We start from the raw sequence: 20,584 nt of genomic DNA on the forward strand, positions 1-20,584 counted from the left end.
GCTCGGGCTCGGGCTCGGGCTCGGGCTCGGGCTCGGGCTCGGGCTCGGGCTCGGGCTCGGGCTCGGGCTCGGGCTCGGGCTCGCCCGCGGCTTCGCACACGAGCGGCGACGTGACGCCGGACGGCATCGGCCGCGAGGTCGCCCACGGCTACCGGGCGAACCGGACGCTGCCGCTGCGCGTGGAGGCGCTGCGGCAGTGGCGCCGGCGGCGGACGCTGGTGATGGGCGGGATCCTGGCCGCGCTGCCCTTCATCCTGATGATCGCCTTCGCGGTCGGCGGCGGCCCGGGCAGCCGGAGCGGCGGCGACGGCCGGATCACCCTCATCGACACGGCGACGGCCTCGGGCGCGAACTTCGCGGCCACCTGCCTGTTCGTGTCGGCCGGGTTCCTGCTGGTGGTGCCGGTGGCGCTGTTCTGCGGGGACACGGTGGCCTCGGAGGCCAGCTGGTCTTCGCTGCGCTATCTGCTGGCCTCGCCCGTGCCCCGGGCGCGGCTGCTGTGGAGCAAGCTGGTGGTGGCGCTCGGGTTCAGCCTGGCCGCGATGGTCCTGCTGCCGCTGGTGGCGCTCGCGGCGGGCACGGCGGCCTACGGGTGGGGCCCGCTGGAGCTCCCCGCGGGCGGCTCGCTGCCGGCCGGGGACACGGTCGGGCGGCTCGCCATCGCCGTGGGGTTCGTCTTCGTATCGCAGCTGGTCACGGCCGGTCTGGCGTTCTGGCTGTCGACGCGGACGGACGCGCCGCTGGGCGCGGTGGGCGGAGCGGTCGGACTGACGATCGTCGGCAACGTGCTGGACGCGGTGACCGCGCTGGGGTCCTGGCGGGAGTTCCTGCCGGCGCACTGGCAGTTCGCGTGGGCCGACGCCTTGCAGCCGCAGCTCGAATGGGGCGGGATGATCAAGGGGACGGTGGTGTCGGTGTCGTACGCGGTGGTGCTGTTCGCGCTCGCGTTCCGCGGGTTCGCGCGCAAGGACATCGTGTCGTGAGGTCCGGGGTCCTCTGAACGGTCCCCGTTCGGCCGTCGGGGGCCAACCGGGTCGGGCCTGCGTGTGCCTGCCGTCCCGGCGGCCCGTACCCCCCAACAATCGCCTCGGTCAGGACGTACGGACGCGTCCGAACGGCACCGAGGGGTACGACGGATGGACAGAGCAGGACTTCCGCCTCGCAGGTTCGTGCTGACGGGCGGCCTCACGGCCGCCGCGGCCCTGCTCACGGGGTGCTCGGCGAAGACCGCCCCGAAGGCGACGACCGCCGCGCCGGAACCTCGGCCGAGCACCCCCGAAGGCGCGTACAGCCGCCTGATGGAGGGCAACAAGCGCTGGGTGAGCGGCAGCCTCAACCACCCCGACCGGGATCCGGACCGGCGCGAGCTGGTGGCGCAGGCGCAGGATCCGTACGGCGTGATCCTGGCGTGCATCGACTCCCGGGTGCCGCCGGAGCTGCTCTTCGACACCGGGCTCGGCGACCTGTTCGTGCTGCGCACGGGCGGGCAGGCGGTCGGTCCGGTGGTGACCGGGTCGGTGGAGTTCGGGCCGATGACGGCGGGCACCCCGCTGGTCATGGTCCTCGGGCACCAGCGCTGCGGGGCCATTGACGCCTCGTACAAGGCGTTGCGGGACGGCGAACCGCTGCCCGGCAACCTGCAGGCGATCGCCAAGGCGCTGGTGCCGGCGTACGAGCTGACGGTCAAGGACCCGGGCGCCGACCCGGTCGACACGATGATCCGCAATCAGATCAAGGTGACGGCGGAGGAGCTGCGGGCCAACAGGGATCTGGCGCCCCTGGTGCGGAAGGGCTCGCTGTCCGTGGTCGGCGCGTACTACTCGCTGGACACCGGCCAGGTGGAGGTCCTGACCGGGGCGCCGACGGGCAGCGCTTCCGCCGGCCCGTCGCCATCGGCGTCCGCGTCCCCATCCGGATCCGCGTCCCCGTCCGGATCCGCGTCCCCGTCGGAGTCTGCTTCCGTCAGTCCGTCGCCCGACGCCTCCTGACGGTCGGATCCGGTCAGCCGGCGGCAGCTGTCGCGACGGCGTCGACCTCCGCCAGGAGTTCGGCGTCGAGCGGCCGGTCGGCGACGGCCGCGTTGGCCCGTACCTGCTCGGCCGAGGTGGCGCCCGCGATGACGGAGGCGCAGCCGGGCTGGGCGGAGAGCCAGCCGATGGCGAGTTCCAGGACGGTGCGCCCGTGCTTGTCGGCGAGCGCCGCCAGGGCTTCCACGATGTCGAGGCGCTCGTCGGTGAGGTAGGCGTCGCGCCCTTCGAGGCGGGAGCCCGCGGGGACGGGGGCGCCCCGGCGGATCTTTCCGGTCAACAGCCCGTTGGCCAGCGGGAAGTACGGCAGCACGCCGACTCCGTAGTGGAGGGCGGCCGGGACGAGCTCGCGCTCCGCCGACCGCTGGAGCAGCGACCATTCGTTCTGGGCCGATACGAAGGGTGCCGCGCCGGTCTCGCGGGCCACGTGGGCGGCTTCGGCGAGCTGCCAGCCGCTGAAGTTGGAGTGGCCGATGTAGCGGATCTTGCCCTCGGTGACGAGTTCGGTGAGCGCGGCGAGCGTCTCGGCCACGGGAACGGCCGGGTCGGGGCTGTGGAGTTGGTAGAGGTCGATGTAGTCGGTGCCCAGGCGGGTCAGGGACGCTTCGACCGCGCGCCGGATGTAGGCGCGGCCGGCACGGGAGCCCGCGGCGGGACCGTAGCCCATGTCCACGCCGTCGTAGCCGAACTTGGTGGCGAGGACGACGTGGTCCCGGCGTCCCTTGAGGGCCTCGCCGAGGTGGGTCTCGGAGCCCCCGGCGCCCCCGTAGATGTCGGCGGTGTCGAGGAGGGTGATGCCCGCGTCGAGGGCGGCGTCCACGACGGTGCGGGTGGCCCGGGCGTCGAGGCGGCCGCCGAAGTTGTTGCAGCCGAGCCCGATCGCCGAGACCTGAAGACCTGAACTGCCCAGGGAGAGATGGCGCATCCTTTTCGTTCCTCCGCACTCGTCCGGCACATGATCGACCGAACGGCAGTCTAGGTCGTCCTGGATCGCCGCAGGCCTCCTGGAGCGAGCGGGCTGGTTGCCTGATGCGATCGAATCGATCGTTTCGGTTTCTGTGGTGAAATCGAGCCGCACGCGCACCACGGACCACGCAGACCGCAGGGGGATCCTTGAGACCGCATGTCGACCAGCGCCAGGCCCGGGTGCTCGCCCTCGTCCGAGCCCGGGGCAGTGCGCGTGTCGTGGACCTCGCCGGGGAGCTGGGCATCTCCCCCGTGACCCTGCGGCGGGACGTCGAGGCGATGGCGGCACGGGGCGAGATCCGGCGGATGCACGGGGTGATCAGCCGGCTGGAGTCCGTCCCGGCGGACGCGGCACCCGGCGCCACGGGCCCGGACCCGGCCACGGGCCGGGGCGCTGGCGCTCTGGTGATCGGGATGGTCGTGCCGACCACCGAGTACTACTACGCCGATGTCGTACGGGGTGCCCGCGAGGTGGTCGAGGCGCGGGGCGCGCGGCTCACCGTGGGGCTGACCCGGTACCTGGCGGGCGAGGACCGCACCCAGGCGGACCGGTTGCTCTCCACGGGGGCCGACGGACTGCTGCTGACCCCGAACTGGGAGGCCGGAGCGCCCGGACCCGGCGAAGGCGCGTGGACGGCCGAACTCCCGGTGCCGACCGTCCTGGTGGAGCGGTGGGCACCGCCGGGGCATCCGGCGGCCTCCCTGGACCGGGTGGCCTCCGACCACGCGGACGGCGCGGCGCAAGCGGTGCGGCACCTGGCGGAACTGGGGCACAAGCGGATCGCACTGGCCAGCCGGGAGACCCCCACGTCGGGGCGGCTGCGGACCGGCTTCGCGGCGGCCGTGGCCTCGCTCGGGCTGGAGCCGGCGCCTGCGTGGCCTGCGGCCGGGGCGGCGTCGCTCGCGGAGGCGGAGGCTTTCGCGCGGACCCTGGACTACTTGTGCGCGGCGGTGGCCGACGGGGGTGTGACCGCCGCCTTGATCCACAGCGACACGGACGCGATCATGCTGATCCCGCGGCTCCAGGCGCGGGGAGTGCGCGTGCCCGAGGACCTGGCGGTGATCACGTACGACGACGAGGTGGCCGAGTTGGCCGACGTACCCCTGTCGGCGGTGGCGCCGGCCAAGCACGAGGTGGGCGCGCGGGCGGCCGGAATGCTGCTGGACCGGCTGCACGACCGCGGGGCGGGCCGCGACGGGCCGCGGCAGCATCTGGATCTGCTTCCCCGGCTGACCGTCCGGCCGTAGCCGGGGATACGAGCCCGGGACGCGAGCCCGGGATACGAGGCGCGGGATGCGTACCCAAGCGCCCGTTCCTCGTGTGCGTTTCGATCGGATTGCGCATTCACCCTTGACTACATGATCGTCCGCACAAAAGGATGAGTTTCGCGAACACCTCAGGGGCCGCCTCTTTGGGGAGCGGCGGCCCCGGGACAATCCACCCCGTGGGGACCGGCTCGCTCCCGCCCACGCCGCACCGTTGCCGACCGCCCACCGTTCACGACCCCGTGTCGTTCCCGGCGCCGCGGCCGGGGTTTGTGACCATCGGGACTCCGGATCTCACCGCAGGAGCCGTCAAGTGACCCACCCCGTCTCCCACTCCGCCCCCTCCCCTCTCACACCGCCCCGCCGGCCGGTCACCGTGCTCGCCATGAGCTCCGGGACCCGGGATGCCGTCCTCGGCGACCGGATCCTTCCGGAGCTGGTCCGGGTCGCCGATGTGGACCCCGGGTTTCTCGTCACCGACTTCGGCGCCGCCTGCTCCGAGGAGGCCCTGCGGCAGCGACTGGCCGTGGCCGAGGTCCTGTTCACCGGGTGGGGCTGCCCTCCGCTGGACGCGCGGGCGCTGGAGCTGATGCCGGACCTCCGCGCGGTCGTGCATGCGGCCGGCAGCGTCAAACACCATGTCACCCCGGCCTGTTGGGAGCGGGGCCTGCTGGTCTCCAGCTCCGCCGCCGTGAACGCGCTGCCGGTCGCCGAGTACACGCTCGCCGCCATCCTGTTCGCCAACAAGCGGGTCCTGGACTCCGCGCACGCCTACCGGGCCGCCCGCGGCCACGTCGACCCGCTGCGGCACTATCCCGCCGTCGGCAACTACCGCCGTACCGTCGGCCTGGTCGGCGCCTCCCTCATCGGCCGGCGCGTACTGGAGCTGCTGCGCCCCTTCGACCTGCGGGTGCTCGTGCACGATCCGTACGCCGATCCGGCCGAGCTCGCCGCCCTCGGTGCCGAGGCCGTCACCCTGGACGAACTGCTCTCCCGCAGCGACGTGGTGAGCCTGCACGCTCCCGAGCTGCCGCAGACCCGCCGGATGCTGGACGCGTCCCGACTGGCCCTGATGCCGGACGGGGCCACCCTCGTGAACACCGCGCGCGGCTCGCTCGTCGACACCGCGGCGCTGACCGAGGAGTTGGTCTCGGGGCGGCTGCACGCCGTGCTCGACCACACCGAGCCTGAGCTGCTGCCCGCCGGCTCCCCGCTGTACGACCTGCCCAACGTGCTGCTCACCCCGCACGTGGCCGGCTCCCTGGGCGGGGAGCTGGACCGGCTGGCGGCCTCGGCCGTCGAGGAACTGGAGCGCTACGCCCGGGGCCTCGGCTTCCGCCACACCGTCGGACCGGGCCCAGCTCGGCTACTCGGCCTAGGGTCTGCTGCGAAGGCCTGGTCCTCGAAGGGGACGAATCCGGCAAGCGACGTCCAGTCCAGGGGATGCACGATCGTGGCTAGGCGTGCGGGAAGGGATGCTGCTGGCGTCCCTTCCCGCATGCCTTCACGGTCGTCACTTAACGCGCGCGCCCGAAGCCCGGCGCGCACTGGTCCCACCCGATCAGCCACGCAATGCGCCGTCGGCGGCCGTTGGTCGAACGAGTCCGTTCCGGACGTCCGGTCGCCCGTGTCACGGCCGGGAGGGGCATATCGCGGGCCACCGCCCATCGGGCCTGTCGTCACACTCCCGTCTGCCTCGGGCGACGACGGGAGCGTGACGACGGGCCTTAGGCCGCCGCGCGGATCAGCCGCTCCAAGTGCTCCCGGCCCGGGCCGAGCCGCTCCGGCAGGTCGCTGGCGCCGGGATACCAGCGTTTCTCGTACTCCCAGCAGAGCCAGCCCCGCGAGGGCAGCAGGGCCACCGCCTCGGCGAGGGGCAGCGCTCCTCCGCCGAGCCCGAGCGGGGTCAGCTCGTGCGCGGACGCCACGTCCTTGACCTGCGTGTACCCCAGGTGCCCGGCGAGTGCCCGGCTCGACTCGGCCGGCGACTCTCCCCCGAGCCAGGTGTGCAGTACGTCCCACAGCGCGCCCGCGCCCGGATGCGCGACCCGGTCGAGGACCCGGGCCGTGGCGGTCGCGGTGCGGTGCGAATCGTGGGTCTCCAGCAGGATCCGCACCCCGTGCCGCTCGGCGAAGGGGGCTGCGGCCCGGAGCCTGCGGACCGCCTGCTCGTCGGCTTCGGCCGGGGGCAGGTCACCGCCACCGGGGAAGACCCGTACGTAGGGGGCTTCGAGGTCGGCGGCGAGCCGGATCAGGGCCTGCACCTCGGCGAGGACAGGCTCGTCGGGGCCGGGCGCGGCCACCCGGGCGTAGCCCGCGACTCCCAGGACGGCGACGCCGGCGGAGGTCAGGGTGCGCAGTCCGGCCGTGCGGTCGCCGGCGGGGCTGTCGGGGTGCAGGGGTTCCTCGGGGTGGGCCCGTAGTTCGAGGCCCTCGTAGCCGTGCGTGGCGGCGAGCTCCGCGCTGCGCTCCAGCGGGGTGCCGGGCAGGCCGAGGGTGGAGAAGGCGAACCTCACGGACGGCCCCCTTCGGTGGCGGCGGACGGTCCGGCGGCGGACGGTCCCGCGGCGGGCCGTCCGGCGGCGGGCGGCGGCGCGGTGGAGGCGCGCACCGTCAGCTCGGCCGGCAGCGTGGTGATGCCGCCGGGGGGCAACGCTCTGCGGCCCGTGACGAGCTGGGCCGCGAGCACCCCGGCCTCCCGCAGCGGCACCCGGACGGTGGTGAGGGCGGGGGCCGTGTCGACACAGACGGGCAGGTCGTCGAAGCCGGCGACGGAGACGTCCTCGGGTATCCGCAGGCCCGCCTCGCGCAGGGCCGCGGCGACCCCGGTGGCGACGGTGTCGTTGGCGGCGGCCACGGCGGTGAAGGGCGCTCCGCGGCGGAGCAGTTCACGGGTGGCGTCGTATCCGGCGGAGCGCTCGAACCCCGCGTGCACGGTGAGGCCGGCACAGAGCGCGGGCAGTGCGGGGTCGTGGTCGCGCAGGGCGTCCTGGTGTCCGGCGAGGCGCTCCCGGGTGGTGCTCAGTCCGGGCGGGCCCGCCACGTAGGCGATGTGCCGGTGGCCGAGCGTCAGCAGGTGCTCGGTGAGCCGGAAGGCGCCGCCCCGGTCGTCGAACATGACGGTGGCGACGGGGAGTCCGGCGGGCATGGGCAGCGGGGGCCGCCCGCACAGCACCACCGGGGCTCCGGTGGCCGCGATGCGGGCGAGGCGGGCGGCGAGCGCCCGGGTGTGCTCCGGCTCCTCCACGGCGCCGCCGGTCAGGACGACCCCGCCGGCCCGCTGGCCCTCCAGGAGGGCAAGGTAGTCGAGCTCGGCGGCCGGGACCCCCTCGGTGTTGCAGACGACGGCGAGCCGGCGCGCACCGGCGTGTCCGCCGGGGGCCAGGGCGCTCTGCAGGGATCCGGCGAGGATGCCGAAGAAGCTGTCCGCGACATCGTGCACGAGGACGCCGATCAGGTCCGAGGTCGCGGCGGCGAGGGCCCGCGCGGGGCCGTTGGCGATGTAGCCGAGGTCCTCGACCGCTTGCTCCACGCGGGTCCTGGTGCCGCCCGCCACCGGGTATCCGCCGTTCAGTACGCGCGAGACCGTGGCGGGCGATACGCCCGCGTGCGCCGCCACTTCGGCGAGTGTGACCGCCATCATCCCCTCCTTCCGATCCGTCCCGGGTCATCGTCTCACCCGGTGTGTGGATCTCCATACTCGCCGATGAAGAAAGCGCTTTCTATCACTCGTTAGAGTCTTGCACCGCGGCATCGGGCGGCCCTAGCCTGATCGAAGAGAAAGCGCTTTCTATCCGGCCTTCTCGGTCACTCGGCACAAGGAACACGCAACAAGACGAAGGAGGGGGACACCGTGCAGCGCAGGACGATCAAGATCGCCATGAACGGCATCACCGGGCGGATGGGATATCGCCAGCACCTGGTCCGCTCCCTGCTCGCACTGCGCGAGCAGGGCGGGCTCGACCTCGGCGACGGCACGGTGCTGTGGCCGGAGCCGGTGCTGGTCGGACGCCGCGAGGAGGCCCTGCGGGCCATCGCGGAGCGGCACGGCCTGGAGCACGTGAGCACGGACTTGGCGGCGGTGCTGGCCGATCCCGAGGTCGAGGTCTACTTCGACGCCCAGGTCACCAGCGCCCGCGAGGCGGCCGTGCGGCAGGCAGTGGCGGCCGGAAAGCACGTGTACTGCGAGAAGCCCACCGCCCTCACCTTCGAGTCCTCGCTGGAGATCGCGCGCCTGGCCGACGCGGCCGGAGTCAAGCACGGGGTGGTGCAGGACAAGCTGTTCCTGCCGGGCCTGCTGAAGCTCAAGCGGCTCATCGACGGCGGCTTCTTCGGCGAGATCCTGTCCGTCCGCGGGGAGTTCGGATACTGGGTCTTCGAAGGCGACTGGCAGTCCGCCCAGCGCCCGTCGTGGAACTACCGCTCCCAGGACGGCGGCGGCATCGTCGCCGACATGTTCCCGCACTGGGAGTACCTGCTGCACGAGCTGTTCGGCCGGGTCCGCACCGTGCAGGCGCTGACGCGCACCCACATCGGCCGCCGCTGGGACGAGGACGGCAAGCCGTACGAGGCCACCGCGGACGACGCGGCGTACGGGATCTTCGAGCTGGAGGGGGGCGCCGTCGCGCAGATCAACTCTTCCTGGGCGGTACGGGTCAACCGCGACGAGCTCGTGGAGTTCCAGGTGGACGGGACGCACGGCTCGGCGGTCGCCGGGCTGCGCGGCTGCCGGATCCAGCACCGCGCGGCGACGCCGAAGCCGGTGTGGAATCCGGACCTGCCCCTGACCGAGAAGTTCCGCGACCAGTGGCAGGAGGTCCCGGACAACAATCCCGCCGACAACGGCTTCAAGGCCCAGTGGGAGCTGTTCCTGCGCCATGTCGTCCGGGACGAGCCCTGGCAGTGGGACCTGCTGGCCGGGGCCCGCGGGGTGCAGCTCGCCGACCTCGGACTGCGCTCCTCGGCGGAGGGCCGGCGGCTCGTGGTCCCGGAGGTGGCGCTGTGAGCATCCGGCTCCCCTCCGCGGACGGCGGGCTGCGCCTCCACACGCCGGCCACCGCTCCGCTGGCGCCGTTCACCTGCGGCCCGGCCCGCAGCCGCACCTTCTACTCGGCCGCGCACGTGGTCGCCGATCCCCTCCGCGCCTCGGCCGATTCCGGCGCGGTGATCGACTGGGAGAGCACGCTGGCCTTCCGGCACACGCTGTGGGCGCAGGGCCTCGGGGTCGCCGAGGCCATGGACACGGCACAGCGCGGGATGGGGCTGGACTGGCCGGGCGCGGCGGAACTGATCCGCCGTTCGACCGCCGAAGCCCGGTCGGTGGGCGGCCGGATCGTCTGCGGGGCGGGCACCGACCAGCTGGCTCCGGACACCACGCACTCTCTGGCCACCGTCACCGCGGCGTACGAGGAGCAGCTGGAGCTGGTCGAGGAGTGCGGGGCGACGCCCGTGCTGATGGCCTCGCGCGCCCTGGCCTCGTCGGCGCGCGCCCCGGAGGACTATCCGGAGGTGTACGGGAGGCTGCTGCGGCAGAGTTCCCGGCCGGTGGTGCTGCACTGGCTGGGGCCGATGTTCGACCCGGCGCTGGAGGGGTACTGGGGTCACGCGGACCTGGACGAGGCCACGGACGTCTTCTTGAAGATCATTTCCGAGCATCCGGAGAAGGTCGACGGCATCAAGGTCTCGCTGCTCGACGCGGGGCGCGAGGTGGACATCCGGCGGCGGCTGCCGGCGGGTGTGCGCTGCTACACGGGCGACGACTACCACTATCCGGAGCTGATCGCCGGTGACGGCGAGCTGGCCAGCGACGCCCTTCTGGGCATCTTCGATCCGATCGCCCCGATCGCGGCGCGGGCGGCGCTCGCCCTCGACCAGGACGACACGGCCGGGTTCCGGGAGCTGCTGGATCCGACGGTGGCGCTGTCCCGGCACCTGTTCGCGCCGCCCACCCGCTACTACAAGACGGGTGTCGTGCTCCTGGCCTGGCTGGCAGGGCACCAGGAGCACTTCGCGATGGTGGGCGGACTGCACTCGGCCCGCTCGCTCCCCCATCTGGCCACCGCGTACGAACTGGCCGACAACCTGGGTCTGTTCCCGGACCCGGAGCTCGCCGAGGCCCGGATGCGACAGCTGCTCGCGCTGCACGGGGTGGCGTCATGAGCCCGGCAACGCCGCCGGCGGCGCCGGCGCCGGCCCGGTTCAGCCTGAACCAGGAGACCATCCGCCAGTGGTCGATCCCCGAGCTGGTGGCCGGGTGCACCGCCGCCGGGGTCGGCGCGGTCGGTCTGTGGCGCGATCCCGTGCAGCGGTTGGGCGTGCGGGAGACCGCGAAGCTGGTCGCCGGTGCCGGACTGCGGGTCAGCTCGCTGTGCCGGGGCGGCTTCTTCACCGCCGCCGATCCCGTGGGGCGCGCGAGCGCCCTCGAGGACAACCGCCGTGCCGTGGAGGAGGCCGCCGAGCTGGGGGCCGACACCCTGGTCCTGGTCTCGGGCGGCCTGCCTGACGGAGACCGGGACCTGGCGGGAGCCCGGCGACGGATCGTCGACATCCTGGGCGACCTTGTCCCGTACGCCGCCGGGCACGGGGTGCGCCTGGGCATCGAGCCGCTGCACCCGATGTACGCGGCGGACCGCTGTGTGGTCTCCACCCTCGGTCAGGCCCTGGACATCGCCGAGGAGTTCCCGGCGTCGCGGGTGGGGGTGGTCGCCGACTCCTACCACCTGTGGTGGGACGAGCGGCTGCCTTCCGAAGTGCGGCGGGCCGGTGAGGCCGGCCGGATCGTGTCCGTCCAGGTCGCCGACTGGGTGACACCGCTCCCCGAGGGCGTGCTGCTGGGGCGGGGACAGCTGGGCGCCGGCTCGATCGACCTGCGGGCCTTCCGGGAGCTGACCGACTCGGCTGGGTACCTGGGGCCGGTCGAGGTGGAGATCTTCCATCCCGGGCTGTGGGCCCGCGACGGCGAAGAGGTACTGCGGGAGGTGATCGACCGCTACCGCGAGCACGTCGCATGAGGTGAAGGGGGGAAGAGGGAGGGGGAGGGGGGAGGGGGGTGCGTGAAGCGAAAACACGGGGCCGCAGCGTTTCAGGCGAAGCAGCGTTTCAGTCAAAGGAGACTGTGATGACAGATGTGTGGAGCCGCCGTGCCTTCCTCACGGCGGCCGGTGGCAGCGTGGTGCTGCTCGGAACCCCCGCCTTCCCGGCGACCGCCGGGACGGTGACCTCGGTGCACGCCGCCATGCGGGCGGTGTGGCAGGGCCTCGTCCTGGGGACCGTCTCCTCCCCCACGGCGGAGCCGTTCCGCACCCGGCTGGCCGCGCTGGGCGCACAGGCCGGCCAGTGGCGCTCTTCGATGGCCCCCGCGACCGGTTCGCTCTGGCCCGACCAGGTCTTTACCACCAACCCCGAGTGGATGGCGCAGAGCTACTACCGGCTGCGGAGCATGGCGGAGGCCTACGTCAGGCCGGGGACGGGGCTCACCGGCGACGCCGCGCTGCGCACGGCCGTGCTGACGGGGCTGGACCATCTCCACGCCCAGGTCTACAACGCCGGCCAGGCGCGGTACGGAAACTGGTGGTGCTGGCAGATCGGCGCACCCCAGGCGCTGCTCGACACCGTCGTCCTGATGTACGGCCAGCTGTCGGCGGCCCAGCTCGCCGGATACTGCGCCGCCGTCGACCACTTCGTACCGGATTCGTCCGTCGGCTCGTACACCGGGACCAGTACCGGAGCGAACCGCGTGGACCTGTGCCGGGTGCTCGCGCTGCGCGGCGTGGCGGGAGGTGACGACGCGAAGATCGCCCTGGCCCGGGACGCGCTCACTCCGGTGTTCCCGTACGTCACTTCCGGCGACGGGCTCTACCGGGACGGCTCCTTCATCCAGCACACCTACGTCGCGTACACCGGTTCGTACGGTTCGGTCATGCTCGGCGGACTGGGCATGCTGTTCGGCCTGTTGAAGGGGACGGCCTGGGAGGTCACCGACCCCGGCGCGCAGATCGTCTTCGACGCGGTGGAGCACGCGTGGGCGCCGTTCCTCTACAACGGGCTGATGATGGACGCCGTATCGGGCCGGGCCCCCAGCCGGGGGGTCCAGGTCGCCGATCCCCTCCAGGCGCAACTGGACGACCACACCCGCGGGCACTCGGTCCTCGCCGCGATCCTGCTCCTCGCCGAGGGTGCGAGCACAGCCGAACGGACTCGCTGGCGTGGCCTGGTGAAGGGCTGGACGGCGCGGGACTACTACGGCCCGCCGCTGGCGGACGCCACCCAGAGCTTGTCGGCCCTGGCCCGCCTCTCCGAGGTCTCGGCGGACACCGCGGTCACGGCCGCGCCCGAGCCGGTGGCGCACCGGCTGTTCCCCTCGATGGACCGGGCCACGCACCGCAGACCGGCGTGGGCGGCCTCCTTGTCCATGGCCTCGAAGCGGATCACGCACTACGAGACGGGCAACGGCGAGAACCTGCGCGGCTGGCACACGGGCAGCGGCATGCTCTCCTGGTGGGGCTCCACCTACGGGAACGGCCAGTACTCGGACGCGTTCTGGCCCACGGTCAATCCGTACCGGCTGCCCGGGACCACCGCCTCCCGCAAGGCGCTGGCCGACGGAGCCGGGGGCGACTGGGGCGCTTCCCGGCCGGACGTCACCTGGGTGGGCGGCACCACCGACGGGGAGTTCGCCTCGGTGGGCCAGCACCTCAAGGGACTGGGCAGCACCCTCACGGCCCGCAAGTCCTGGTTCTTCCTCGACGACACGGTGGTCTGCCTGGGCGCCGGGATCAGCTCCACCGACGGCGCCGCGGTCGACACGGTCATCGACAACCGGAACCTGGGCGCGACCGGCGCCCACGCCCTGACCGTGGGCGGCACGGTCCAGCCGGCCACGCTGGGCTGGACCGCCTCCTTCCCCGGGCCAGGCTGGGCGCACCTGGCGGGCTTCGGCGGCTATGTGATGTCGGGTCCGGGCACCTTCCGGGCGCTGCGGGAGGCCCGCACCGGCCGGTGGAGCGATATCAACCGGAGCGCTTCCACCACGGTCCTCACCCGGCGCTATCTGACCCTCTGGTACGACCACGGGACGAATCCGGCCGCCGGCAGCTACGTCTACCAGCTGTTGCCGGGCGCCTCGGCCGCCCAGACCTCGGCGCGGTCCGCCGCCACCGGATGGCTCACGGTGCTCGCCAACAACCCGGCCGCCCAGGGGGTCACGGTGGGCTCGCTCGGCTTCACCGGGGTGAACTTCTGGCAGTCCGCGACGATCGGCGCCCTGCAGGCGAGCGCACCGTGTTCGGTCACGGTGCGGGAGCCCGGCGACGGCACGGCCGTGGTCTGCGTCTCGGACCCGACCCGCACCCTGCCGGGACTGACCCTCGTGTGGAACCGGCCCGTCACCCAGGTGCTGTCCCAGCCGCCGAGCGTGGTCTCGGCGAGCACCGGGAGCACGCTCCGGCTCGGCTTCGGCAGCCTCACCGCCCTGGAGAGGGCGAGCCAGGTGGTGAAGGTCAAGCTGGGGTGATTTCCGGGCAAGCCGATCCCGGACATCCCGCGGGGCGGTAAAAGCGGAGCCCACAGGCTGACATAGCGTGACCTGCATGGATCAGGAGCACATATCCGGGGACGGCGAAGGCGCGGGCAGGCGGCGGTTCCTCGCCCTGGCGACGGGGGCGGCGGCCACCGCCGCCGGGCTGGGAGCCGTGGCCGGCTGCGCGAGCGGGGACGCCGGGGACGCGGACGGGGCGGACGGGGCGGGGCCCGGCGGGAGCCGGGAGCCGTCCGGTCACCCGGAGAAGCAGGAGGGGCCGCGCGGCTTCGACGTCCGGGCCGAGAACGCCCGCCCGGGGAACGCCGACTGGCAGGTCGCCAAGGCCGGCCCGGCCCGCGCCATCGAGGGCTTCGCCGACCGGGTCAGCGTGCTGCCCGGCGAGTCCTTCGGCCTGCACGTCTCCACCACCGCGCCCCGGTTCACCGTCTCCGCCTACCGCATGGGCTGGTACGGCGGCGCCCGGGCCCGCCTGGTCTGGCGCTCCGAGGCCCTGCCCGGGGTGCGCCAGCCCGACCACACGGTGGACACCGCGACCCGTACGGTGCACACCCGGTGGGCCCGTAGCACCACCGTCGAGACCAAGGACTGGCCCGAGGGCTGCTACCTGCTGCGCCTCGACGCGCAGGGCGGCGAGGGCCAGCGGTTCGTCCCCGTCACCGTACGGTCCGCCGCCACGGCCGGACGTACCGTCGTGGTCAACGCGGTGGCGACCTGGCAGGCCTACAACCGCTGGGGCGGATACGGCAGTTACGACGGCCCCAGCGGCGGATACGCCTCGCGCTCGCTCGCCGTGACCTTCGACCGGCCCTACGAGTACGACGACGGCGCGGGCCTCTTCCTCGTGTACGAGGCTCCGCTGCTCGCGCTCGCCGAGCGGCTCGGCATCCCCCTGGCGTACACGACGACCACCGACGTGGCCCGGGAGAAGCGCCTGCTGGAGGGCGCGTCGGCGGTCCTCTCCCTCGGCCACGACGAGTACTGGTCGCCCGAGCAGCGCGCACACGTCACGGCGGCCCGGGACGCGGGCACCAACATCGCGGTCCTGGGCGCGAACTGCTGCTACCGCCGGATCCGGCTGGAGGCCTCCGAGCTCGGACCGGACCGTACGCTGGTCTGCTACAAGTCCTCCTACGAGCAGGATCCCGGCTTCAAGCGCGGCCACCCCGCCACCGTCGACTTCCGTTCCCCACCGGCCGCCGACCCGGAGAGCACGCTGCTCGGCGTGATCTACGACGGCTACCCGGTGGACGCCCCCTACGTGGTGACGAACCCGGGCCACTGGCTCTTCGAGGGCACCGGCGCGAAGGCCGGCGACAGCTTCCCGCACCTGGTCGGCGTGGAGTACGACAAGGTCAACACCGGTTTCACGACCCCGCGCCCGATCGAGATCCTGGCCCACTCCCCCGTGGTCTGCGAGGGCCGTCCCAGCCACCAGGACACGGCGTACTACACGACCCCGAGCGGCGCCGCCGTCTTCGCGACGGGGACGATGCGCTGGGTGGAGGCCCTCGACGCCAAGGGCGACGGCCGCAGCCGGGCCAACCACGGCCTGGACGCACGCTCGGGCGCCCTGACCACCCGGGTGACGGAGAACCTGCTCCGCACCTTCGCGGCCGGCCCGGCGGGGCGGACGCATCCGGCGCAGGACAACGTGAAGGCGGTGTACGGGGGTTGAACCCCACCTCAAAGGGGCTGGACTCCACCCGTAAGGGGTGTTTAGGATCATGTCGCGGCATCGCGTGTCGGTCACCGACCGGGTGAGACATGGAGGTGCCGGGACGTGCCTTTCGGAGGCATCCACTCATGACGGTTCAGCTCAACCACACGATCATCCACTCCCGTGACCGCCGGGAGTCGGCCGAGTTCCTGGCGTACTTCCTCGGCCTGGAAGTCGGAGCCCCCTGGGGCCCCTTCATCCCCGTCGAGGTCGCGAACGGCGTCACCCTGGACTTCGCGACCATCCCCGCCGAGTCCATCACCGCACAGCACTACGCGTTCCTCGTCTCCGAGGCCGAGTTCGACGAGGCCTTCGAGAAGATCAAGCGGGCGAAGATCACCTACTTCGCCGACCCGCACGGGCAGCGCCCCGGCGAGATCAACCACAACGACGGCGGTCGCGGCGTCTACTTCGAGGACCCCTCGGGCCACGGCATGGAACTGATCACGGTTCCGTACGGCGGCTTCAAGGAGTAGGACCGGCCCGGCAGCGGGGGCTCGCGCGCCCCCGCTGCCGGATCCCGTGCACACCGCGGTGGCGTTCAGTCGAGCATGCGCCGCATGACCCACACCGGCAGCGCCGGGTTCCGGGCCGCCGCCCCCGCCGTCTCCTCGTCGCCGAGGAGCGCGACCAGCGCGGGCACCGGAAGCCGCGGATGTTCCGCGGCTTCCCGGCGTACCAATGGGGACGGGTCGCCGAGCAGCCGCCGCGCCGACTCCCCGGACAGCCGGGGGTCGGTCGCCGCCCGGGCCCGAACCTCCTCGTCCTCGTCCCGGCTGAAGCGTTCCACCAGCTCCGCCGTGGAGTGCGGGTCGTCCAGTGCGAGCTGACGCAGCCGCCGGTCAGGGTCTTCGGCGTAGCGGAGCAGGTCGCGGCCGGGGAAGTTCGGATGGCCGTAGGGGCGGTTCGGCGTGGACAGGCTGCCGGTCCACCAGGTGAAGACCTCCAGCAGCATGTCCGCCGGGGCGTCGTCGCAGCGCTCCGCGAGGAACAGCCGCACGGTCCGGTCCTCGTCCCGGGCCAGCCGCTCCACGACATCGGCCGGCAGCCGCCGGGCCATCGCCACGCTGCTGCGCAGCACCGGGTGCACGGAGCCGGCGAGCCGCCGCAGCGCCTCGGGATCGCCGTGCAGGGCCGTCACCCACGGAGCGGGGCGGCGCATGCCGTCCAGTTCCAGGCCGGGCAGGAACTCCGCCCGCTGCTCCTCCGTCAGCTCGGGCCGCAGTGATACGGCGAGTCGTACGGAGTGTTCGGGATCGGCGGCGAGCGCGGCGACCTGATCGGGTTCCAGGTACGGGTTCTCCGCGAGGAACCTCCGCCAGGTGGGGTCCGGGCTCCCGGTCAGGCGCAGCACGAGGTCCCGGTCCAGCCGCCGGGTCTCCACGAGGTCGTACGTCGCCCTCACCCGGTCGAAGAGCTCGCACGTGACCGGGATCTCCTCGTGCCGGGCCAGCGCGACCGCCGTCCGCACCGCTTCGGCGGGGTCCTCGGCGAGTCGCTCCCGGATCCCGTCGTCGAGACGCGCCCAGGCCGCCTCGGCCGCCGCCGCGCGCACGGTGGCCGCCGGGTCTGCGGCCAGGGCCCGGAGCAGCCGCTCCGGCATGCCGGGCAGGCTCGCGGCGTCCGCCCGGGCCGCGTCGGAGCGGGCCGCGGCCAGCGCTTCGTACACGTCCTCCGTCAACAGGCCCCCGGCGGCGTCCGCCCAGTACGCCAACTGGTAGCGGCGCCGGTCGGCCGGTTCTCCCCGCACGAGCCGGGACCACTGTTCGGTGGTCAGCGCGACACAGGTCCGGGTGCCGGTCCTGGAGAACGCAAGCGTGACGCCCCGATGCTCGGCCAGGCTGCCGCGCACGTTCCAGTCCGGGTGCGCGATCGCCGCCTCCACCACCGCCTGCGGCAGGTCGGCCCGGTACAGGAGCTGGTCACTGATGCCGAGCATCGCCACCAGGATCCCGTCGGGCGCGGCACGGTTCATGCTCAGGCCCTCCAGGCGCTCCTGGCGCAGGCGCCGGCCCACCGCCTCCCCGAACTCCAGCCCGTCCCAGCCCGCCGTCACGCCACTACCCCGTTCGCTCCCCATCCTCCGGAAGGTAGACGATGTTGGGCACGCCCGTCGTCGGGTGGGTGCCGATGCGGGTGCGGACCCCGTAGACCTCGGCCAGCAAGGACTCCGTCAGCACCTGGGCCGGGGTGCCCGAGGCGGCCACCCGGCCGCCCGCCAGGACGTACAGGCGGTCGCAGTACATCGCCGCCAGGTTGAGGTCGTGCAGGACCAGCAGCGCGGTGGCGGGCAGGGCGCGGACCAGGCCGAGGATCTCCAGTTGGTAGCGGATGTCCAGGTGGTTGGTCGGTTCGTCCAGGGCGAGCAGGCCGGGGTCCTGGACGAGGGCGCGGGCCACCAGGGCGCGCTGGCGCTCGCCGCCCGAGAGCCCGTCGAAGCGGCGGCCGGCGAGGGCGCCCGCGCCGACGGTGTCCAGGGCCTGCGTGACGCGGCGTACGTCGTCGGGTCCGTCCTGCTCCCAGAACCGTTTGTGCGGGCTGCGCCCCATGGCCACCACCTCGCGCACGGTCAGCCCGAAGGTGCCGGCCGCGTCCTGGGGCACCACCGCCACCCGCCGGGCACGGTCCTTGACGCCCAGCGAGGCCGCGTCCACACCGTCCAGCAGGACACGCCCGCCGGTCGGGCGCAGGGTGCCGTAGACGCAGCGCAGCAGTGTCGTCTTGCCGCTGCCGTTGGGGCCGACGACTCCGACCGTCTCGCCGGGGCGGGCGGTGAGGTCGATCCCGTGCAGAAGCGGCTGCCCGTCGATCTCGTAACGCACGGCCTCGACGGCGAGTTCCGTTGCCCCGGCCGTCATCCCACGACCCCTTCGGTACGGGTGGACCTGCGCAGCATCCACAGGAAGAACGGCCCGCCGACGAGCGCCGTGACCACGCCCACGGGGATCTCCTCCGGCGCGGCGGCGGTACGGGCGATCAGGTCGGCCAGGGTCAGGAACACCGCCCCGCCCAGCGCGGCCACGGGCAGCAGCGCCCGGTGCCCGGCGCCGACGACCATCCGGGCGGCGTGCGGCACCATCAGCCCCACGAAGCCGATCGCCCCGCTGTAGGCCACCAGTACGCCGATGACGAGCGAGGTGAGGACGAACACGGCGGCCCGGAACCGGCTCGTGTCCAGGCCGAGCGTCTGGGCGCCCTCCTCCCCCGCGAGCAGCAGGTCGAGCGGCCGGGCCAGGGCGACGAGCAGCCCGGTGCCCAGGAGCAGGGCCCCTGCGGGCAGGGCCAGTTCGCCCCAGCGGGCCCCGCCGAGCCCGCCGAGGGTCCAGAAGAGCACGCTGCGGATCTGGTCCGGATGGGCGGCCAGCACCAGGATCAGGCTGGTCAGGGCGGACAGCACGTACTGGACGGCGACTCCGGCGAGGATCAGCCGGCCGGTGGTCATGGCGCCGCCGCGCCGGGCCATCGCGTAGACGGCGACGAGTGCGCCCATCGACCCGGCGAACGCGGCGAGCGGTATCGCGGCGCCGCCCGCGAAGCCGAGGAACCCGGCGCCGAAGACGATCACCAGCACGGCTCCGGCGGAGGCCCCGGAGGAGGCTCCGAGCAGGAACGGGTCGGCGAGCGGATTGCGCACGAGGGCCTGGAGCACGGTTCCCGCGACGGCGAGTCCCGCGCCGACGACGGCCCCGAGCAGGACGCGCGGCATCCGGACGTCCCACACGATCGCCCCGAAGGCGCCTGCTCCCCCGCCGGGTCGCGGCCCCGCGAGCACGATGTCGAGCACCTGGCCCGGAGGGATCCGTACCGGTCCCAGGGCCAGCCCCGCCAGGGCCGACGCGGCCAGCGCGGCGGCGAGCAGGGCCAGTACGACCGGCGTACGGGTGAACGCGCGGGCGGCCCGGAGGCTCACGCGGCGTCGGGGTGGAGCTGGCCGCCCAGCGATTCGACGGCGTCGGCGACGCGTACGCCGAGCACGGCGGAGGACAGCGGCAGCACGACGAACCGCCGGTTCTTGATCGCGGGTACCTGGGCCAGCGCCGGATCGTTCAACAGGCGCTGCTTCTTGGCTTCGACGGTGGTGCCGCCGTAGTCGTAGATGAGGACGACCTCGGGCCCCCGCTCGATGACCTTCTCCCACGACACGTCGCCGAAGGTGTCGTCGAGGTCGGCGAACACGTTCGTCCCGCCCGCCAGCGCGACGATCTCGTTGCCGATGCCCTTGCCGCCCGAGGTGAAGGCCGATGCCTCGCCCGAGTCGTAGACGAAGACGGCGGGCTTGGCCTTGTCCTTCACGCGTGCGCTGACGGCTTCGATGCGGCGCTGTTCGTCCGCGAGGAGCCGCTCGCCGCGCTCGGGCACGCCGAAGGTCCGTGCCACCTCGGTGATTTCGGTCCTGAGCTGGTCGAGGCCGACTTTGCCCTCGGTACAGTACTCCACGCTGAGGCGGGAGTTGATGCCGGACTTCGCGAGTGCCTCGCGGTCGCGGCCCTGTGCCTTGTCGAAGGCGCTGGAGTAACCCCCGTACACGAAGTCGGGGTTGGCGCCGAGGAGGATCTCCTTGGCGGGGTACTCCTTCGCCAGCACCTTGATCTTGTCGTACGCGGGCCGGTACGCGGGCAGCACGGCGTCGTCCAGGTAGGCCGTCCCGACCGTCTTCCCCTCCAGCCCGAGGGCCAGGAGGATCTCGGTGGCGTGCTGGTTCATGGCGACCGCACGCTGAGGCGGCGCCTGATAGGTGCTGGTGACACCGCAGTTGGTGACCGTGTACGGGAAGCCGGGCGCGGCTCCCGCCGCCTTCGCGTCCTGCGGTCCGGGAGATCCCCCGCACGCGGCCAGCGGTATCAGGAGGGGGACGGGCAGGAGCGCGCGCAGCAGCGCACGGGAGTACGAAGACATGGCGAAGCCTCTCCGGGGGATCCGCGTCCCCTGGTCGAACCGAAAAGGCGGTGCGTCAGTGTCTGACTCCCGGGTCCCCTCGCGGGGGCGTCCGGTCACAGTGGCGGGACCGCACCGGATTCGCACCGGTTTCCTGTCCTGCACCGCCTGGATAACCCGGCCAGTCTGCCAGAA

16 protein-coding genes, 2 pseudogenes and 1 riboswitch are annotated in these 20,584 nt (G+C 73.2%); of the genes and pseudogenes, 11 read left to right on the forward strand and 7 right to left on the reverse strand.

Annotated features, from left to right (window positions below; all coding sequences use genetic code 11):
* The first annotated feature begins 110 nt into the window (after positions 1 to 110).
* Both MTF69_RS08445 and MTF69_RS08450 read left to right on the forward strand, forming a co-directional pair.
* Positions 111 to 983: an ABC transporter permease gene (locus MTF69_RS08445; RefSeq protein WP_243332640.1), complete on the forward strand. Its 873-nt coding sequence runs from the start codon at positions 111 to 113 to the stop codon at positions 981 to 983.
* A gap of 153 nt (positions 984 to 1,136) precedes the next feature.
* Positions 1,137 to 1,988, forward strand: a complete 852-nt coding sequence (locus MTF69_RS08450) for a carbonic anhydrase (protein WP_243332144.1) — start codon at positions 1,137 to 1,139, stop codon at positions 1,986 to 1,988.
* A gap of 13 nt (positions 1,989 to 2,001) precedes the next feature.
* On the opposite strand, the gene MTF69_RS08455 is transcribed toward MTF69_RS08450, so the two are convergent.
* Positions 2,002 to 2,952 carry an aldo/keto reductase gene (locus MTF69_RS08455; RefSeq protein ID WP_243332145.1) on the reverse strand — a complete coding sequence of 317 codons (951 nt, stop codon included), beginning with the start codon at positions 2,950 to 2,952 and terminating at the stop codon, positions 2,002 to 2,004.
* A 188-nt stretch (positions 2,953 to 3,140) separates the two neighbouring features.
* Here MTF69_RS08455 and MTF69_RS08460 point away from each other — a divergent pair, with 188 nt between their 5' ends.
* The 3 genes and pseudogenes from MTF69_RS08460 to MTF69_RS43695 form a co-directional block, all read left to right on the forward strand.
* The gene (locus tag MTF69_RS08460) at positions 3,141 to 4,241 is read left to right on the forward strand and encodes a substrate-binding domain-containing protein (protein ID WP_243332146.1); all 1,101 of its coding nucleotides are present in this window, start codon (positions 3,141 to 3,143) and stop codon (positions 4,239 to 4,241) included.
* 403 nt (positions 4,242 to 4,644) lie between these two features.
* Positions 4,645 to 5,613, forward strand: a pseudogene (locus MTF69_RS08465) (hydroxyacid dehydrogenase); the annotation flags it as partial.
* Positions 5,614 to 5,831: 218 nt separating this feature from the next.
* Positions 5,832 to 5,939: pseudogene (locus tag MTF69_RS43695) on the forward strand (IS481 family transposase); the annotation flags it as partial.
* A gap of 47 nt (positions 5,940 to 5,986) precedes the next feature.
* On the opposite strand, the gene MTF69_RS08470 reads toward MTF69_RS43695, so the two are convergent.
* Positions 5,987 to 6,775 (reverse strand): sugar phosphate isomerase/epimerase, encoded by a 789-nt coding sequence (locus MTF69_RS08470; protein WP_243332148.1) that lies wholly within the window; start codon positions 6,773 to 6,775, stop codon positions 5,987 to 5,989.
* Positions 6,772 to 7,899 (reverse strand): LacI family DNA-binding transcriptional regulator, encoded by a 1,128-nt coding sequence (locus MTF69_RS08475; protein WP_243332150.1) that lies wholly within the window; start codon positions 7,897 to 7,899, stop codon positions 6,772 to 6,774. The genes MTF69_RS08470 and MTF69_RS08475 overlap by 4 nt, the downstream gene beginning before the upstream one ends.
* A 240-nt stretch (positions 7,900 to 8,139) precedes the next feature.
* On the opposite strand from MTF69_RS08475, the gene MTF69_RS08480 reads away from it, so the two are divergent.
* From MTF69_RS08480 to MTF69_RS08505, 6 genes are all read left to right on the forward strand, one after another.
* Positions 8,140 to 9,264 carry a Gfo/Idh/MocA family oxidoreductase gene (locus tag MTF69_RS08480; RefSeq protein ID WP_279345554.1) on the forward strand — a complete coding sequence of 375 codons (1,125 nt, stop codon included), beginning with the start codon at positions 8,140 to 8,142 and terminating at the stop codon, positions 9,262 to 9,264.
* The gene (locus tag MTF69_RS08485; protein ID WP_243332153.1) at positions 9,261 to 10,418 is read left to right on the forward strand and encodes a dihydrodipicolinate synthase family protein; all 1,158 of its coding nucleotides are present in this window, start codon (positions 9,261 to 9,263) and stop codon (positions 10,416 to 10,418) included. Before MTF69_RS08480 ends, MTF69_RS08485 begins: the two co-directional genes overlap by 4 nt.
* Positions 10,415 to 11,269 (forward strand): sugar phosphate isomerase/epimerase, encoded by an 855-nt coding sequence (locus MTF69_RS08490; protein WP_243332156.1) that lies wholly within the window; start codon positions 10,415 to 10,417, stop codon positions 11,267 to 11,269. The genes MTF69_RS08485 and MTF69_RS08490 overlap by 4 nt, the downstream gene beginning before the upstream one ends.
* A gap of 107 nt (positions 11,270 to 11,376) precedes the next feature.
* Positions 11,377 to 13,770 (forward strand): polysaccharide lyase 8 family protein, encoded by a 2,394-nt coding sequence (locus MTF69_RS08495; protein ID WP_243332158.1) that lies wholly within the window; start codon positions 11,377 to 11,379, stop codon positions 13,768 to 13,770.
* Positions 13,771 to 13,846: 76 nt separating this feature from the next.
* Complete coding sequence (locus MTF69_RS08500; RefSeq protein WP_243332161.1) at positions 13,847 to 15,472, forward strand: N,N-dimethylformamidase beta subunit family domain-containing protein; 1,626 nt, start codon at positions 13,847 to 13,849, stop codon at positions 15,470 to 15,472.
* Between the two features lie 128 nt (positions 15,473 to 15,600).
* Positions 15,601 to 15,990 (forward strand): VOC family protein, encoded by a 390-nt coding sequence (locus tag MTF69_RS08505; protein WP_243332163.1) that lies wholly within the window; start codon positions 15,601 to 15,603, stop codon positions 15,988 to 15,990.
* Positions 15,991 to 16,055: 65 nt separating this feature from the next.
* Here the strand turns inward: MTF69_RS08505 and MTF69_RS08510 are convergent, their stop codons facing one another.
* Genes MTF69_RS08510 through MTF69_RS08525 form a run of 4 tightly spaced genes read right to left on the reverse strand, consistent with a single transcriptional unit; the run spans position 16,056 to position 20,410 of the window.
* Entirely contained in the window at positions 16,056 to 17,594 is a 1,539-nt protein-coding gene (locus tag MTF69_RS08510; protein WP_243332165.1) for a PE-PGRS family protein, read from the reverse strand.
* Positions 17,575 to 18,372 carry an ABC transporter ATP-binding protein gene (locus MTF69_RS08515; RefSeq protein WP_243332167.1) on the reverse strand — a complete coding sequence of 266 codons (798 nt, stop codon included), beginning with the start codon at positions 18,370 to 18,372 and terminating at the stop codon, positions 17,575 to 17,577. The genes MTF69_RS08510 and MTF69_RS08515 overlap by 20 nt, the downstream gene beginning before the upstream one ends.
* Entirely contained in the window at positions 18,369 to 19,424 is a 1,056-nt protein-coding gene (locus MTF69_RS08520; protein WP_374322473.1) for a FecCD family ABC transporter permease, read from the reverse strand. The genes MTF69_RS08515 and MTF69_RS08520 overlap by 4 nt, the downstream gene beginning before the upstream one ends.
* Entirely contained in the window at positions 19,421 to 20,410 is a 990-nt protein-coding gene (locus tag MTF69_RS08525) for an ABC transporter substrate-binding protein (protein WP_243332169.1), read from the reverse strand. Before MTF69_RS08525 ends, MTF69_RS08520 begins: the two co-directional genes overlap by 4 nt.
* A 36-nt stretch (positions 20,411 to 20,446) precedes the next feature.
* Positions 20,447 to 20,584, reverse strand: a riboswitch (cobalamin riboswitch).

The sequence above is a fragment of the Streptomyces sp. AP-93 genome (assembly GCF_022808175.1).
GTDB lineage: Bacteria > Actinomycetota > Actinomycetes > Streptomycetales > Streptomycetaceae > Streptomyces.

Coding starts and splice junctions, on each gene's coding strand:
- MTF69_RS08450 (WP_243332144.1), top strand. CDS start 1,137: ATGGACAGAGCAGGACTTCCGCCTCGCAGGTTCGTGCTGACGGGCGGC.
- MTF69_RS08455 (WP_243332145.1), bottom strand. CDS start 2,952: ATGCGCCATCTCTCCCTGGGCAGTTCAGGTCTTCAGGTCTCGGCGATC.
- MTF69_RS08475 (WP_243332150.1), bottom strand. CDS start 7,899: ATGGCGGTCACACTCGCCGAAGTGGCGGCGCACGCGGGCGTATCGCCC.
- MTF69_RS08480 (WP_279345554.1), top strand. CDS start 8,140: ATGAACGGCATCACCGGGCGGATGGGATATCGCCAGCACCTGGTCCGC.
- MTF69_RS08490 (WP_243332156.1), top strand. CDS start 10,415: ATGAGCCCGGCAACGCCGCCGGCGGCGCCGGCGCCGGCCCGGTTCAGC.
- MTF69_RS08495 (WP_243332158.1), top strand. CDS start 11,377: ATGACAGATGTGTGGAGCCGCCGTGCCTTCCTCACGGCGGCCGGTGGC.
- MTF69_RS08500 (WP_243332161.1), top strand. CDS start 13,847: ATGGATCAGGAGCACATATCCGGGGACGGCGAAGGCGCGGGCAGGCGG.
- MTF69_RS08505 (WP_243332163.1), top strand. CDS start 15,601: ATGACGGTTCAGCTCAACCACACGATCATCCACTCCCGTGACCGCCGG.
- MTF69_RS08510 (WP_243332165.1), bottom strand. CDS start 17,594: ATGGGGAGCGAACGGGGTAGTGGCGTGACGGCGGGCTGGGACGGGCTG.
- MTF69_RS08515 (WP_243332167.1), bottom strand. CDS start 18,372: ATGACGGCCGGGGCAACGGAACTCGCCGTCGAGGCCGTGCGTTACGAG.
- MTF69_RS08525 (WP_243332169.1), bottom strand. CDS start 20,410: ATGTCTTCGTACTCCCGTGCGCTGCTGCGCGCGCTCCTGCCCGTCCCC.